Raw genomic sequence first — 14,034 nt, forward strand, 5'->3', positions numbered from 1 at the left:
AATGGCGTTAAAAACCCTAACAAAGCAATCTGGTATTGGCATGACATCGCCACGCACACGCGATCGCATGTTGGCGCGCCTGCGTGAACAAGGCATCAAAGATGAGTTTACCTTGTCTGTCATCGGCGAAATTCCAAGACATATTTTTGTCGACGAGGCCCTATCTATTCGTGCTTATGAAGATGTGTCTTTGCCAATTGGCTACGGTCAGACCATTTCTCAACCCTACATTGTCGCGCGCATGACAGAGATTCTGCGTAATGACAAACCGCTAAATAAAGTATTAGAAATTGGAACAGGTTGTGGCTATCAAACGGCTGTTTTATCCCGTATTGCGCATGAAGTGCTGTCAGTAGAACGTATTCGTCCGTTAGTATTAAAGGCGCGTGATAATTTGCGCGCGCTGAAGTGTACTAATGTTAAACTAGACCATGTTGATGGCAGTGATGGTTTAGAAAGCCATGCCCCATTTGATGGCATCATCGTAACAGCAGCAGCGAGCCATGTGCCACAAAATCTGTTAATACAATTAGCAGAAGGTGGCAGAATGGTTATCCCAATTGGTACCGATTCGCAAACGCTGTATCTCATCGAGCGTTTAAATGATGAATTCGTAAAGACAGAATTAGAAGCAGTTAAATTCGTCCCTTTATTAGGTGGTTTAGGTTAATGAAATATGTTTTTTTAGTTGGTTTTTTTGTTCTATTAATGGTGGGTTGTGCTAACCACACACCTGCGCCTGTGATAAATCGTTCGCCACAAGCAGCAATACCCAGCCCAACAATTAAAAGTGATGACTGGCGACCTGATCGTTATATCGTAAAGAAAGGCGACACTTTATATAGCATAGGCCTCGAGCATGGTTACGATTATCGAGAAATTGCTGCTGCTAATAATATTTATGACCCTTACACCATTAAAATTGGGCAGACGCTCAACTTTTCTAGCCTTAACAAAGAAACACCCAGCAATGTCAAACCTACGGCTTATGAAAATGAAAACGGTGTGATTATTTCCCCGATTGATGTTGATACAACAGCTATCCAGCAAGCAACCGATGCATCAACATCTTCGTTTACAACGCCAAAATTAGTATCTCCTAAAGCAATGCGTGAGCCTTATAGCATTGAAGCATTTAATCGCGTAGAGACCCCACCACCAGCGTCTACAGTCGAAATCGCTAACACTCAAACTAATACAACGCCGATTACTGAGACAAAACAAGCTGCAGTCAATACTGTCAATGAACCCATAAAAAACAACATGGCCTCCACTGTTGTAGACGGCATTAGATGGTCATGGCCTACAGAAGGCAAAGTAAGCGCAACTTTTAATGCGGCAAACAATAAGGGTATTGATATTGTTGGCAAAGAAGGACAACCGATTACCGCATCAGCCGATGGTAAAGTGATTTATACTGGCTCTGATTTACGTGGCTATGGTAAATTGGTTATTATTAAACATAGTAATACGCTGTTATCAGTTTATGCTCACAATAGCAAAATTAACATTAAAGAAGGGCAGATTGTCAAAGCTGGGCAGAAAATTGCTGAGATGGGTAACACAGATACGGATAAAACCAAGCTACATTTTGAAATACGCCAAAAGGGCAAGTCGGTAGACCCCGTATTATTCTTGCCCAACAGTTAATCATTTTCAATAAGGGAAATTAAACGATTATGGAGCCCAACAAATACAAAAAGAACGCTGACATTCGCCCAGATTCGCTCATGCGAACCGTGACATCGACATCCTATTTTATTCTCATGCTGATCGGCATTATTGGTGTTGCGTTAGATATGTTCAAAGAAGATGGCTTATTTACCCAAAGCCTTTTTTACCTTTTTCAATCAACGATGACGATGTTATTTATTCCTGTAATTTTTGTTACACTTTGGCTATTGAATCGCTGGATTAGCACACCCAATGCGTCTGAAACAAAAAAAAGTGGTAATTTACCCATGTACATTGTGATGCTGCTAGGCGTCTATTATATTTTTAAGTTTATTACCACCAATGCCTTTTAAGGCTACTAGTCAGCATTAGCCATTAAAAAAGCCGTTTTGAACGGCTTTTTTTATTTTTAACAATACACTAAATTATTTATTTTTTGCAGCTTCATCCGCATAATATTGATGCAATGCGCTCATGTCTTTTTCGCGTGCCCATTTGATAATCTCATCTAATGCTGGCGCACCAATTTCTCCTTGTTGCGCATGAATGCCCGCCTGTTCACGCACCACTAAAATACCTGGAATTTTATTAACATCAAAATATTCAGCTATTTCAGGATCTTGCTCTGTATCTACCATGCCAAAGACAATGTCAGGATTTTTTTCAGCAGCCGCTTCAAAAACTGGGGTAAATGCAACACAAGGGTCACACCAAGGCGCCCAAAAATCGACGATCACAAAGTCATTTTTTTCTATTGTGTCTTTAAAATTCTCTTTTGTCAGCGTTACAACTGCCATGGGGTGTCCTATAAAGTAAATTAAAATAACATTTTATCAGATGATAGGCTTATTCCACACACCATCGTAAAACAGCTCACCTAATGTGCTTCGCTTGCGTGGTGCTAGCGCACGCTCTTTACGCTCATCCGATAAACTATCTATATGGGCTTCATAGCCAACAGCAAGCATCGACAATAGTTCAATCTGAGTAGGAATACCAAATTTGGTACGCGCTTGCTCGCCATTAAAGCCACCCATTTGGTGAGTGACCAATCCCATACTGGTTGCTTGCAGACATAAGCTAACAGCAGCAGCGCCTGTATCATACGCGCTCCAGCGATTGGGTTTTTGATTATGACTAAACAAGGTGTCTGCGCAAATCAATATCAAAACAGGGGCATCTTTTGCCCAATCTTGATTGCCTGGCACAATACAATCAAAAGCACCCTTCCAGGCTTCGGCATCCTGCGTTTTATCCCACACGATGAAACGCCAGGGCTCATCACCAAAACAAGATGGCGCCCAACGTGCAGCCTCTAACAAACTCAGAATTTGCGTTTGGCTTACCGTTTTATGAGGATCATATGCGCGCGGACTCCAACGGTGCGCAATGATATCGTGGATGGGGGCTTGTGTTATTGCTGGTTTTTGCATGTATTCATTCCAATCAATTGTTACTATTGTTATCTATTTTTAAAATCAATGCGCTAAGAAGGGATAGTCAATATAGCCTTCTGCACTACCACCATAAAATGTATCACTATTTGCTTCATTCAATGGCGCATCTATTTTAAAGCGTGCGACTAAATCTGGATTTGCGATAAACGGCACACCAAAAGCAATACAATCGGCGTGACCACTGGCAATCGCCGCATTTCCACGTGCTTTATCGTAACTCAAATTGGCCATGTACTTGCCTTTAAATAGCGTTCTGTAAGCAGAAAAATCAAATGGTGCCGCCACCCCGCCGCCATGAATGCCACCTTCCACCACATGTAAATAAGCCAAATTAAATTGATTAAGCGCCATCGCAACATAATTAAATATGGCTTGCGGATTGCTATCCTGCATATCATTAAATGGGTTAACAGGTGAAAGTCGCACGCCCACTTTATCCGAACCAATGATACCAACTACCGCTTCTGTCACTTCTAATAATAAGCGAGCGCGATTCTCGACGCTGCCGCCATAGGCATCAATACGTTGATTGCTACCATCGCGTAAAAACTGATCCAATAAATAACCGTTGGCGGCATGAATTTCCACCCCATCAAAGCCCGCTGCAATCGCGCATTTGGTTGCATGCACATAGTCCTGCACAATCGCAGGCAACTCATGAGCTGCTAATGCACGCGGCTCCATATAGTCTTGCAAACCTTGATACGTAAACGCTTGTCCGGCAGGCTTGATAGCAGAAGGCGCCACAGGCAATGCATTATTGGGTAATAAACTAGGATGAGAAATACGTCCGACATGCCATAACTGAATGACAATTTTTCCACCTTTGGCATGCACAGCTTCCGTCACTTTTTTCCATCCAGCCACTTGCTCATCCGTATAAATACCAGGCAATGCAGGATAACCATGTGCCATACTAGAAATGGGCGTTGCTTCGGTCACAATGAGGCCTGCAGTCGCACGCTGTTCATAATAGCTTACGTTAATTGCTTGCGGCACACCGCCCTCGCCTGCACGGTTACGTGTAAGTGGTGCCATCACTACTCTATTACTCAAATTAATGCTGCCTAAACTAACGGCAGAAAACAAATCAGCTGTCATTCTTATCCCTTTATTGTGTATCGTTTATTTTGCTTTAATCGCTTCAATAAACAAAGTTACTTCTATATCGTCGCCGATTGGCGCATTGCTTTCTTTCATCCAACCAAACCCATAGTCAGAGGCTTTAATTATCGTTGCCGCTTCAAATCCAGCACGTTGTCCGCCCCATGGATCAGCGCCAAAGCCTAACACTTTAAAAGGCATCGTGATTGATTTTGTGACGCCATGCAAAGTGAAATCACCCGTCATCAGCCCTTCAGTTGCAGAAGTCGCTTTTATAGACTTGCTAATAAAGGTTATTTCACCAAAATTAACCGCATCTAAATATTCTGATTTTTGAATATGCTCATCACGTTTAGCTAATCCAGTATTCACACTCGCAACCGCAATCTTAGCTTCCACACTTGATTTTTCTAAGTGATCCCTATCAATCTTAATCACACCTGTCACATCGGTAAAGCTGCCCGCCGTTTTAGCCACCACATGGCGAATAGTAAAATTGACAAAGCTGTGTTTATTATCAATTTGATAAGTGTCTGGAGCCGCCATCACACCATGGCACATCAATAAAAAACTCAATAGTCCTACAAGCTGTTTTTTCATTATTTCTACTCTTTCAAGAAAGTATCCGACCACCCATGCGGTCAAAAAGTTGCTGGTTTGTTTATTCAATCACGGGCAGATCAAACCAGAGCAGCTCTGCAGCTGATTGAGCCTCTATTTCTACTGTTACTTCTTGTTCAATTTTAGCGGCGTCACCCGCTGTTAACGCAATGCCATTAACAAATACTTCACCTTTGGCAATTTGTAAATAGGCGCAACGCTTAATATACAAGTCCATCGCTACAGTAGATTGCGCTGATAACAAGCTTGCATATAGACGTACATCTTGATGAATTTTCAACGCGTTGTCACTAAGCTCAGGCGATGCAATCAAACACCAACGATTCTTTTTTTGTTCCTGCGCAAAGTGTTTATCCTCATAACTGGGCGGCAAATTATTTTCTGCAGGCAATAACCAAATTTGCAACAAATGCACAGGCGCATCTGCCGATGCATTAAACTCGCTATGCCTGACGCCGCTACCCGCTGTCATCCGTTGCACATCACCAACACCAATCACAGCACCATTACCCAAACTGTCGCGATGGCGCAATTCGCCTGACAAAATATAAGTAATAATTTCCATATCGCAGTGCGAATGCATGCCAAATCCGCCACCACCAGCAATCACATCCTCGTTAATCACCCGCAAAACCGAATAACCCATATTGGCTGGATCATGATACTCAGCAAACGAAAAAGAGTGGCGTGCGTTTAACCACCCATGATCTGCATAACCACGTTCATCTGATTTTCTAATCTTTATCATCTAAAATTATTCAATATAGTTGAATTAAAAATAGTATATTATATCGATTGAAATAGCATTCATAGCGGATATTTTTGCTTAACTTATTCAATTAATCTGAATAAAAAATGAACCCATTATGTCACTTAACATATCAATAGAAGCGCTAGAAATTATTGACGCAATTGATCGCAAAGGGAGCTTTGCGGCAGCGGCAGAATCGTTATTCCGTGTCCCATCTGCGCTCACTTATAGCATTAAAAAGCTCGAAGAAGATTTAGGCGTTACTTTATTTGATCGCAGTGGGCATCGTGCCACATTAACGGCGGCTGGTGCAGCATTGCTGAAAGAAGGACGTCAGTTACTCAATGCAACGCTAGCACTGGAATCAAGAGTGAAGCGCATTGCAACTGGCATTGAAACTGATATTAATATTTCCATCAGCGACCTATTTAGTATGTCGCCTATTTTTCATGTACTGGCTGATTTTTATGCACAAAACTTTGGCACCCGCATTAAGCTCTCGCGCGAAGTATTTGGCGGTAGCTGGGACGCATTACTTTCAGGAGGTGCGCATATTTCCATTGGTGCCCCAGGCGACGTGCCGCCAGGTGGCGGTTATGCGACCAAACTATTAGGCCACTTGAGTTTTGTATTCGCCGTTGCACCTCATCATCCATTAGCTCAACAAGCCGAGCCCCTCAGCAATCAAGACATCATTGCTCATCGCGCTGTTGCTGCTGCGGACAGCTCACGCCATCTAGCGCCACGCACTTCAGGTATTTTATCAGGACAAGATGTATTAACAGTTCCAGATATGCACGCAAAAATAATTGCACAAATCGCTGGGTTAGGTGTTGGATTTATACCCAAACAACTCGCACTACAATATCCAGACCAGCTCATCATTAAAGAGGTCGCCGAAGCAAAGCCAGTTGGCCCTATTTTTTTAGCTTGGCGTAATGACACAGAAATTGGCAAGGCACAACAGTGGTTAATTAAGCAACTGGCCCAATTATCGCTAGAAGAGTTACTCATGTAATGCCACAATACCATTTTCCATGATTAAAATAACACATGTCTGAGCATCAACATTTTATGCAAATAGCCATTGCATTAGCCCAAGAAGCGCAAGCCGAAGGCGAAGTGCCTGTGGGTGCTATCGTCGTAAAAAATGGGCTAATCGTTGGGCGTGGCTACAACGCGCCTATCAAAGAACACGATCCTTCCGCACATGCCGAAATTCTGGCTTTACGGGATGCCGCAAATAATCTAAGCAATTATCGCCTCATTGATTGTACTTTATATGTCACGCTAGAACCTTGCGCCATGTGCACTGGCGCCATTCAACATGCGCGTATTGCCCACTTGGTTTATGGCGCCAATGATGTAAAAACAGGCGCTTGTGGTAGTGTGATTAACCTGATGGCAGAAGCTAAGCTAAACCATCATACAAAGGTCACTGGCGGTGTATTAGCCGAAGAGTGCGCTGGTTTATTAACGGCATTTTTTAAAGAACGAAGAAATAAAAAATGGCGTCATGATGCATAAAAAAACCCGCCGAAGCGGGTTTTTGATCAAGTTAGAACCTAATCTCTGCTACCCATTAATGCCATTAATAAATGCAATAAATGTGTAAACATATTGTGCAAGCTAATGTAAATACTTAATGTAGCCAATACATAGTTAGTTTGACCACCACGCACCACTTGGTTAATCTCATATAAGATAAAACCAGCCATCAACAACACAACCACCGCTGAAATGGTTAGCGATAGCGCAGGTACTTTGAAAAAGAAGTTAGCTAAAATGGCTAAAACAACTAACACAAAGCCAATTGTTAAAAATTTACCAAGGAAACTAAAGTCACGGTTAGTATTCGACGCAACAGCAGCCAGGGTTAGGAAGGAAGCCGCAGTACCGCCAGCTGCCAATGCAATTAACTGTGGGCCATTACTTAAACTTAAAGCGACTTGTAAGATTGGTCCTAACAATAAACCCATGATAAAAGTAAAGCCAAACAGTAGCCATACACCCGCTGGATTGTTTGCATTTTTAGTCACCAACCAACTCATGCCAAACACCGCTGCCATGATGCCGATAAAGGCAACGATTGGGCTGGCAGCAAATAAGAAAGAAAAATTAATACTCATACCGACCATTGCGCCAATCACAGTTGGAATCATGGTCAAGCCTAGCAATGCGTAAGTATTTCGCATTACTTTATTTGTAGCGCTAGAGACACTGCTCTCGCGACCTAATACTTCAATATTATCAGCCATTAAATCAATTCCTTTATTAAAACTACCAAATGGTATTACTATCTAAGATAGCGACTATTGTTAAAAGTTTCAAGTAACAAATTGTGAATGTTTGATTAAACCTTACCAATCAATCGTATTAAGCAAAAAAATCGCCTTCCGACTGCCCTACCATGGCAACGCGTTTCACGGCATCTGCAAATACGCCGCTTTCTCGCAATTGCGTTATGCTTTGCGGATGATGACCGCCATGCATACGCGTTAATCGGATGATGCTTTGTGCAGACATTTTCCAAACCAAATTTTCTAATAGCTCATCCGCTAAATCTGGTCGATTACATAATAAAATCATATCGCAGCCAGCGTGTAGTGCAGCCAAACTACGTGTTGTCACATCGCCACCCACGGTTGCGCCTTCCATGCTTAAATCGTCACTAAAAATCGCACCATTAAAACCTAAACGTTCACGCAATACTTTTTGCAACCATTTTGTAGAAAAACCTGCTGGCTTATCATCCACTTTGGGATAAATCACATGCGCCGGCATCATCGCAGGCAAACCCTCATCAATCATGTGTATAAAAGGCTGCATATCATTTTGTGCGATTTGGTCAAACTCGCGCTCATCAACTGGAATGCTGACATGTGAATCGGCGACCACATAACCGTGTCCTGGAAAATGTTTACCTACTGCAGCCATACCACCTTTTTTCAGACCTTGCATTAAGCTAAACGCCAATTCATTTATCGCACGTGGATCCAAATGAAAAGCGCGGTCGCCAATCACCAAGCTATCGCCATAGTCCATATCCAAAATAGGGGTAAAACTAAAATCCACCCCATGCGCACGCAATTCAGCCGCTAGAATCCAGCCCGCTTCAACAGCTAATGCCATCGCTTTTTTGCGGTCTTTATCCCATATTTTGCCAAACTCACGCATCGGTGGGATTTTGGTAAATCCTTCTCTAAACCTTTGTACACGCCCACCTTCATGGTCAACTGCAATCAATAATGGCGGTTGCCGCACTTTATGAATACTTGCTGTCAATGCTTTTAATTGCGCGCCATGTTCAAAATTACGCGCAAACAAAATAACACCCCCAACTAATGGGTGTTGTAAACGACGAATATCATCAGCAGTCAACTCCGTGCCGACAACATCTAACATGACTGGACCTAACGACATATTCACTTTCTATCACGCAATGATGCGTATTTTAAACTACTTGTAAACGATAAAGGGAAGTCACTTCTTTTGAGCGTGCTTGATGTAGTGGGTCTGATGGATCGCTCGCTTTACCATGTTTAGGTGCAATGTCCAATTTCTCTATCACTGCTAAGCCTGCATTCGCAATCCACTGCTGCAACTCCTCTTTTGTTCGCAATCCTAAATGCTCAGCAAAGTCGGAAAGAATTAGCCATGCCTCACCATTCACGGCTAAATAATTTTTAACGCCTTTTAAAAAGCCTTTAAGCATTTGGCTGTCAGGATCATACACCGCTTGCTCAATCGTGCTATTCGCTTTGGCTGGTAGCCAAGGTGGGTTGCAGACAATTAAGTCGGCAAGACCTGCATCGGTTGGTGGGAATAAATCAGCATTGATGATTTTAACTTGATCTGTGTAGCCTAGCTTTTGGATGTTATGTTTCGCGCAAATCAAGGCGCGCGAGGCGGTGTCCGTTGCAATAACTTTGTTCATGCCCCTTTTGGCTAAAATAGCTGCTAATACGCCTGTTCCCGTGCCAATATCAAAGGCAACGGACATATTGTTAAGTGGCGTCGTATTGACTAAGTCAATATATTCAGCACGCACAGGTGAGTAGACACCGTAACTTGGCGTAATACTCGCCTCTAATTGTGGAATTGCTACGCCTTTTTTATGCCACTCATAAGCGCCGATTAGCCCCAACACTTCGCGCAATGAAACCAAGCGTGAATGGTGGCTTTCACTTTTGCCATAAGCATGCTCGCATGCATCAGCAATATCAGGCGCACGATTGTAAGGTAGGCGATAATCACCTGTTAGCTCCACCAACAACATGCCTAGCGTCCGCGCACGCTCTATCTGACTTTTACGATATAAATGAAACTGATCTTTTGGATGAAGTAGCTCTCCTGTTTTCAATTCTTTATTGCGTTTATTTTTCGCTTTTGGCTTTAAATCACGGTTATCAATTCGCCGTGAAATCGCTTGCGATAAATGCTTGGCATTTTGAAAATCACCACGCCACAACAAGGCAGTACCTTCGCAAACGAGCTTGTAGGCAGCGTCGGCTTTGATGGTGTCGTCAATCACTTGAATTCTTTTAGGTGGTTGATTATTTGCTGCAGATTGCCAAAGCGCTTCTTTGGTTTTTTTGTTTTCTTGCCAAGTGATGGTGGGTGCTTGTGTCAAAGGGTGTTCCTATTAGATGGTAGTTTTACAGATTAAAAAGCGTCTTCTTTCACAAATGCAGGCTGACTGGATAGCAAGCCGAAGACAGTTCATTAGTACGGCTAAGCGCAGCAACAACGTCAGCTTGCATTGGCGGAAGAAGACGCAATGTCTAGTTTATCACGGAGGTAATCCCCTCCTAAATTAATTGCCAAAATCAAGCTCATCAAACTCGCACCAACTAACAGCACATAATGCGGTGCAACGAGCATATAGCGTACTGCATCACGCAACATTGCGCCCCATGAAGCATCGGGCGCTTGTATGCCCAGGCCTAGAAATGACAGGCTAGCCTCAGCAATCATGATGCTGGCTAAGCTATAGGTCGCTTCTACAATTAAAACAGAAAGCAAAAGTGGAAAAATATGATAACGCATCAAGCGCAGTGGCCTTGCACCTAAAGATTCTGATGCCAACACATGTTGACGATGGCGTAAGCTTAAAGTTTGCGCACGGGTTAACCGCGCATAGCTCACCCAACCAGTTAAACAAAGCGCCATCATTAAATTGACAATACCTGGCCCTAATACCGCAGCAAATGCAATGGCTAACAAAATGCCAGGAAAAGCCAAGAAAATATCTGTGATTTGCATCAATACTTTATCTAATTTACCGCCATAAAAACCAGCCAATAAACCTATACTGACACCAATGCTCATCGTCACTACCGTCACACAAAACGCCACCACAAATGAAACCTCTACACCACGTAAAATACGTGAAAAAATATCACGGCCTAAATCATCTGCACCAAACCAATGTTGCCAGCTTGGGCTGGCCAATACGCGCGTTAGGTCAATTTCATTTCCATGCAAGCCAAATGCACGACCGATAATGACTGCAAACAGCCAGAAAATAAGAATGCTCAAAACGATTTTTTTTATCATGTTCGTCATCTCAAGCTTGCCTCATTCTTGGATCAACGAGCCGATAGACAACATCGGTTAAAAAGTTAATCACGACATAACTTAATGCAATGACCAATACACAAGCTTGTGTAACAGGGTAATCGCGTTTTTCGATACTCTCTACTAACAAAAGACCAATTCCATCCCAACTGAAGATGGTTTCAGTAATGACAGTTCCCGCCAGTAGGCTGCCCATTTGCAAGCCTACAATCGTTATTATTGGCAACAAGGCTGCACGTAAGGCATGGCGCACAATCACTGTGCGCTCGCTTAATCCTTTGGCACGAGCAGTACGAATAAAGTCTTCATTCAGCACTTCTAACAGACTGGTGCGCGTCATTCTTGTCAGAATTGCGCTAAGACCAAACCCTAGCGTGAGGGCAGGTAAAATAATCGCTGCGGGTTCATCCATACCACTCACTGGTAGCCAACCCAACCAAACAGCAAACACCAGCATAAGAATGGGACCTAGCCAAAAGACAGGCATGGCTGATAAGCGCACACTCACGATAGTGACCACAATATCTTGCCACCGACCTGCTTTTAATGCGGCATAAACACCCAGCGGCACACCCACTAATAATCCAATTAACATGGATAATAATGCCAATTGAATACTGGCTGGATAGCGTGTTTTAAACAACTCGATAATAGGCGTTTTTGTGTGTATCGATTGACCTAAGTCACCGTGAGCGAGGTTATTTAAATAAATAGCAAATTGACGAATCAGTGACTGATTTAAACCTAATTGGTCACGTAAAGCTTCACGGTCTGCCATGCTAGCTGATTCACCCAGCATGACCTCAACCGGATCGCCTGGCACTAGATGAATCAATAAAAAAGTGAGTACTAATACGCCAAAAATGACGGTGATAAACCCGAATAATCTGCTAATCATTATCAATTTGAACGGTAGTGTTGACAGAAACCCAATCAAACAACTGGATGATGTCATTGTTATGCATACGCACACAACCATGCGAGCCAGCCACGTTCATCTGAGTTGTATCGGGCGTACCATGAATATAAATATAGCGCTGCATGGTATCCACATTACCTAAGCGATTTTTACCAATCTCTTTGCCTGATAGCCACAATATTCTGGTCAATATCCAATCACGCTTTGGATGCGCAATCATGAGTGCTGGTGACCAAATTTCTCCAGTGGCTCTGCGGGCAACAAAGACCGTGTTTGGCGCTGCATTTTCTCCAATTTTGGCACGAATCACATGCGCGCCTAAAGGCGTACAACCACTGTCTTTTTCGCAACCAACACCGTTAGCAGCAGTAGACACTGGAAACTGTGCCATCAACTCACCATCATGATCGAACAAGGTGAGTGTTTGCTTAGCGATAGAAATATTAATGTGCATAGTTGCTTATTGTAGCCGACCTTTTGTAGCTAACCTTTGAACGCTTGCTAAATTATCCCAATTACCATCCGCTTGTGGGTTGTAATCACGGATATTGTTTTGCATCACGGCGACCTGCCCTTCATACCATAATGGAATATAAGGTAATTGCGCCTGAATACGCGCGGTGACTGCAGGCCAATTTTCTGCCGTTAAGAATGCATCAAGTTCGCCATCACTATAACCGCCACGATTAAAACCTTTGGGTGGCATAAACTGTGAACCAAATACCTTGGTATAAATTTCAGGCGTTTTAATGCCCACCCAGGTTAAACCATATAATTGAAAGCGACCTTGTTTGACTTCTGCAAAAAAAGTACCCCAGTCTAAACTACGAATCTCTAAATCAATGCCAGCAGGTATCATTTGTGCCTGTAAAACAGTGGCTAACCGAACACGTTGTGCATCGGTGCTGGTTTTGTAAACCAATTTTAATGGCAGTGAAACCCCTGCCGATTGTAATAGTTGTTTTGCCAGCGCGGGGTTATATTCAGTATGCTGCAATGCGGCATTACCAGCGTAATGCTCAGGCGGCAGTATCACTTCTGCCAAACGGGTATCATCAACCATCACTTGCTTCACAATCGCTTCCCTATCAATCGCATGGGCAATGGCTTGCCTAACTTTAAGCTGCTTTAAAACAGGATCTTGCATATTCAAGCCTAGATAAGAAAAATTAGTGCCTTGTGCTGTTTTTACTTTCACATCAGATTTTTTTTGTAGATATTGCACTAACTCTGGCGGCAAATCACCTTGCAATAAATCCGTTTCCCCACGCATTAATTTAAGCACTCTTACAGTCGGATCTTTCACCTCTGTCAGTGTGATAAATTGATTGTCGCGCAAGCGCTTTAAGATTAACTGCCTGTGCCAAGAGATAAACTGAAACCCGCCATTACCAACAGGTTGATGGGTAAAATTATGTTGTTGATCAATTAAATCTTTAGGCAAAATACCTATTATCAACTTTGCTGGGAAATCGGTATCGACTTCTGTTAACTGAAAGTCCAACGTACGCTGATTAATGAGTTCAATACGATGAATATGGCGATACTCAGCGGCATGTGGCGCATCGTTTAACAACAATAAACTTTCATACGTTGCTTTTACATCTACCGCTGTTAATGGCTTGTCGTGATGAAAAGGCGCAATATCTTGCCGTAACGACACCCGATAATGTGTTGGGCTAATCTGATGCCAATTGGCTAAACTAGGTATTGGTTTTGACGCAACATCAAACTCCACTAAACGCTGATAGATTAAGCGATTAACACGCTCCGAGGCGGCATCTGTTGCATAACGCGGGTCTAGATTAATCGGCGCCTGTGCAACGGCAAAATGAATTGCGCCATCAGGCGATTGCTTAGCACAGCCGGCAAGCATCAATAAATACAATACAACAATAAACGGTATCAACTTCATCTTGGTGACAGTT

17 protein-coding genes are annotated in these 14,034 nt (G+C 42.9%); 5 read left to right on the forward strand and 12 right to left on the reverse strand.

Annotation, left to right across the window (positions count from 1 at the left end):
- The first annotated feature begins 1 nt into the window (after nucleotide 1).
- Genes KFB94_01805 through KFB94_01815 form a run of 3 tightly spaced genes read left to right on the forward strand, consistent with a single transcriptional unit; the run spans nucleotide 2 to nucleotide 2,027 of the window.
- Nucleotides 2-670: a protein-L-isoaspartate(D-aspartate) O-methyltransferase gene (locus KFB94_01805; protein QVL45876.1), complete on the forward strand. Its 669-nt coding sequence runs from the start codon at nucleotides 2-4 to the stop codon at nucleotides 668-670.
- Nucleotides 670-1,650 (forward strand): peptidoglycan DD-metalloendopeptidase family protein, encoded by a 981-nt coding sequence (locus KFB94_01810; protein QVL45877.1) that lies wholly within the window; start codon nucleotides 670-672, stop codon nucleotides 1,648-1,650. The genes KFB94_01805 and KFB94_01810 overlap by 1 nt, the downstream gene beginning before the upstream one ends.
- Before the next feature lie 29 nt (nucleotides 1,651-1,679).
- Nucleotides 1,680-2,027 carry a hypothetical protein gene (locus tag KFB94_01815; protein QVL45878.1) on the forward strand — a complete coding sequence of 116 codons (348 nt, stop codon included), beginning with the start codon at nucleotides 1,680-1,682 and terminating at the stop codon, nucleotides 2,025-2,027.
- 72 nt (nucleotides 2,028-2,099) lie between these two features.
- Here the strand turns inward: KFB94_01815 and KFB94_01820 are convergent, their stop codons facing one another.
- From KFB94_01820 to KFB94_01840, 5 genes are all read right to left on the reverse strand, one after another.
- On the reverse strand, nucleotides 2,100-2,471 hold the full coding sequence (locus tag KFB94_01820; GenBank protein ID QVL45879.1) for a thioredoxin family protein: 372 nt from the start codon (nucleotides 2,469-2,471) through the stop codon (nucleotides 2,100-2,102).
- 36 nt (nucleotides 2,472-2,507) lie between these two features.
- A complete protein-coding gene (locus tag KFB94_01825) occupies nucleotides 2,508-3,107 on the reverse strand; it encodes a nitroreductase family protein (protein QVL45880.1) in 600 nt (199 codons plus the stop codon).
- A 45-nt stretch (nucleotides 3,108-3,152) separates the two neighbouring features.
- A complete protein-coding gene (locus KFB94_01830) occupies nucleotides 3,153-4,232 on the reverse strand; it encodes an alkene reductase (protein ID QVL45881.1) in 1,080 nt (359 codons plus the stop codon).
- A gap of 24 nt (nucleotides 4,233-4,256) precedes the next feature.
- Nucleotides 4,257-4,835 carry a YceI family protein gene (locus KFB94_01835; GenBank protein QVL45882.1) on the reverse strand — a complete coding sequence of 193 codons (579 nt, stop codon included), beginning with the start codon at nucleotides 4,833-4,835 and terminating at the stop codon, nucleotides 4,257-4,259.
- 61 nt (nucleotides 4,836-4,896) lie between these two features.
- The gene (locus KFB94_01840; protein QVL45883.1) at nucleotides 4,897-5,604 is read right to left on the reverse strand and encodes a pirin family protein; all 708 of its coding nucleotides are present in this window, start codon (nucleotides 5,602-5,604) and stop codon (nucleotides 4,897-4,899) included.
- 118 nt (nucleotides 5,605-5,722) lie between these two features.
- Here KFB94_01840 and KFB94_01845 point away from each other — a divergent pair, with 118 nt between their 5' ends.
- Together KFB94_01845 and tadA are read left to right on the forward strand one after the other, a co-directional pair.
- Nucleotides 5,723-6,625: a LysR family transcriptional regulator gene (locus KFB94_01845; GenBank protein QVL45884.1), complete on the forward strand. Its 903-nt coding sequence runs from the start codon at nucleotides 5,723-5,725 to the stop codon at nucleotides 6,623-6,625.
- Nucleotides 6,626-6,660: 35 nt separating this feature from the next.
- Nucleotides 6,661-7,134: a tRNA adenosine(34) deaminase TadA gene (tadA, locus tag KFB94_01850; GenBank protein ID QVL45885.1), complete on the forward strand. Its 474-nt coding sequence runs from the start codon at nucleotides 6,661-6,663 to the stop codon at nucleotides 7,132-7,134.
- Nucleotides 7,135-7,172: 38 nt separating this feature from the next.
- On the opposite strand, the gene KFB94_01855 is transcribed toward tadA, so the two are convergent.
- The 7 genes from KFB94_01855 to KFB94_01885 all read right to left on the reverse strand — a co-directional run bounded on the left by KFB94_01855 (nucleotide 7,173) and on the right by KFB94_01885 (nucleotide 14,021).
- The gene (locus KFB94_01855) at nucleotides 7,173-7,865 is read right to left on the reverse strand and encodes a Bax inhibitor-1 family protein (protein ID QVL45886.1); all 693 of its coding nucleotides are present in this window, start codon (nucleotides 7,863-7,865) and stop codon (nucleotides 7,173-7,175) included.
- A gap of 118 nt (nucleotides 7,866-7,983) precedes the next feature.
- Complete coding sequence (gene nagZ, locus KFB94_01860) at nucleotides 7,984-9,030, reverse strand: beta-N-acetylhexosaminidase (protein QVL45887.1); 1,047 nt, start codon at nucleotides 9,028-9,030, stop codon at nucleotides 7,984-7,986.
- Nucleotides 9,031-9,061: 31 nt separating this feature from the next.
- Nucleotides 9,062-10,240: a class I SAM-dependent methyltransferase gene (locus KFB94_01865; protein QVL45888.1), complete on the reverse strand. Its 1,179-nt coding sequence runs from the start codon at nucleotides 10,238-10,240 to the stop codon at nucleotides 9,062-9,064.
- A gap of 119 nt (nucleotides 10,241-10,359) precedes the next feature.
- Complete coding sequence (locus tag KFB94_01870; protein ID QVL46527.1) at nucleotides 10,360-11,163, reverse strand: ABC transporter permease; 804 nt, start codon at nucleotides 11,161-11,163, stop codon at nucleotides 10,360-10,362.
- Nucleotides 11,164-11,176: 13 nt separating this feature from the next.
- Nucleotides 11,177-12,085 (reverse strand): ABC transporter permease, encoded by a 909-nt coding sequence (locus tag KFB94_01875; GenBank protein QVL45889.1) that lies wholly within the window; start codon nucleotides 12,083-12,085, stop codon nucleotides 11,177-11,179.
- The gene (locus KFB94_01880; GenBank protein ID QVL45890.1) at nucleotides 12,078-12,560 is read right to left on the reverse strand and encodes a L,D-transpeptidase; all 483 of its coding nucleotides are present in this window, start codon (nucleotides 12,558-12,560) and stop codon (nucleotides 12,078-12,080) included. Before KFB94_01880 ends, KFB94_01875 begins: the two co-directional genes overlap by 8 nt.
- Before the next feature lie 6 nt (nucleotides 12,561-12,566).
- A complete protein-coding gene (locus KFB94_01885) occupies nucleotides 12,567-14,021 on the reverse strand; it encodes an ABC transporter substrate-binding protein (GenBank protein QVL45891.1) in 1,455 nt (484 codons plus the stop codon).
- Between the last annotated feature and the right edge of the window lie 13 nt (nucleotides 14,022-14,034).

Source organism: Methylophilaceae bacterium (genome assembly GCA_018398995.1).
GTDB lineage: Bacteria > Pseudomonadota > Gammaproteobacteria > Burkholderiales > Methylophilaceae.

Coding starts and splice junctions, on each gene's coding strand:
- KFB94_01805 (QVL45876.1), top strand. CDS start 2: ATGGCGTTAAAAACCCTAACAAAGCAATCTGGTATTGGCATGACATCG.
- KFB94_01830 (QVL45881.1), bottom strand. CDS start 4,232: ATGACAGCTGATTTGTTTTCTGCCGTTAGTTTAGGCAGCATTAATTTG.
- KFB94_01880 (QVL45890.1), bottom strand. CDS start 12,560: ATGCACATTAATATTTCTATCGCTAAGCAAACACTCACCTTGTTCGAT.
- tadA (QVL45885.1), top strand. CDS start 6,661: ATGTCTGAGCATCAACATTTTATGCAAATAGCCATTGCATTAGCCCAA.
- KFB94_01840 (QVL45883.1), bottom strand. CDS start 5,604: ATGATAAAGATTAGAAAATCAGATGAACGTGGTTATGCAGATCATGGG.
- KFB94_01815 (QVL45878.1), top strand. CDS start 1,680: ATGGAGCCCAACAAATACAAAAAGAACGCTGACATTCGCCCAGATTCG.
- KFB94_01855 (QVL45886.1), bottom strand. CDS start 7,865: ATGGCTGATAATATTGAAGTATTAGGTCGCGAGAGCAGTGTCTCTAGC.
- KFB94_01845 (QVL45884.1), top strand. CDS start 5,723: ATGTCACTTAACATATCAATAGAAGCGCTAGAAATTATTGACGCAATT.
- nagZ (QVL45887.1), bottom strand. CDS start 9,030: ATGTCGTTAGGTCCAGTCATGTTAGATGTTGTCGGCACGGAGTTGACT.
- KFB94_01810 (QVL45877.1), top strand. CDS start 670: ATGAAATATGTTTTTTTAGTTGGTTTTTTTGTTCTATTAATGGTGGGT.
- KFB94_01885 (QVL45891.1), bottom strand. CDS start 14,021: ATGAAGTTGATACCGTTTATTGTTGTATTGTATTTATTGATGCTTGCC.
- KFB94_01825 (QVL45880.1), bottom strand. CDS start 3,107: ATGCAAAAACCAGCAATAACACAAGCCCCCATCCACGATATCATTGCG.
- KFB94_01875 (QVL45889.1), bottom strand. CDS start 12,085: ATGATTAGCAGATTATTCGGGTTTATCACCGTCATTTTTGGCGTATTA.
- KFB94_01835 (QVL45882.1), bottom strand. CDS start 4,835: ATGAAAAAACAGCTTGTAGGACTATTGAGTTTTTTATTGATGTGCCAT.
- KFB94_01820 (QVL45879.1), bottom strand. CDS start 2,471: ATGGCAGTTGTAACGCTGACAAAAGAGAATTTTAAAGACACAATAGAA.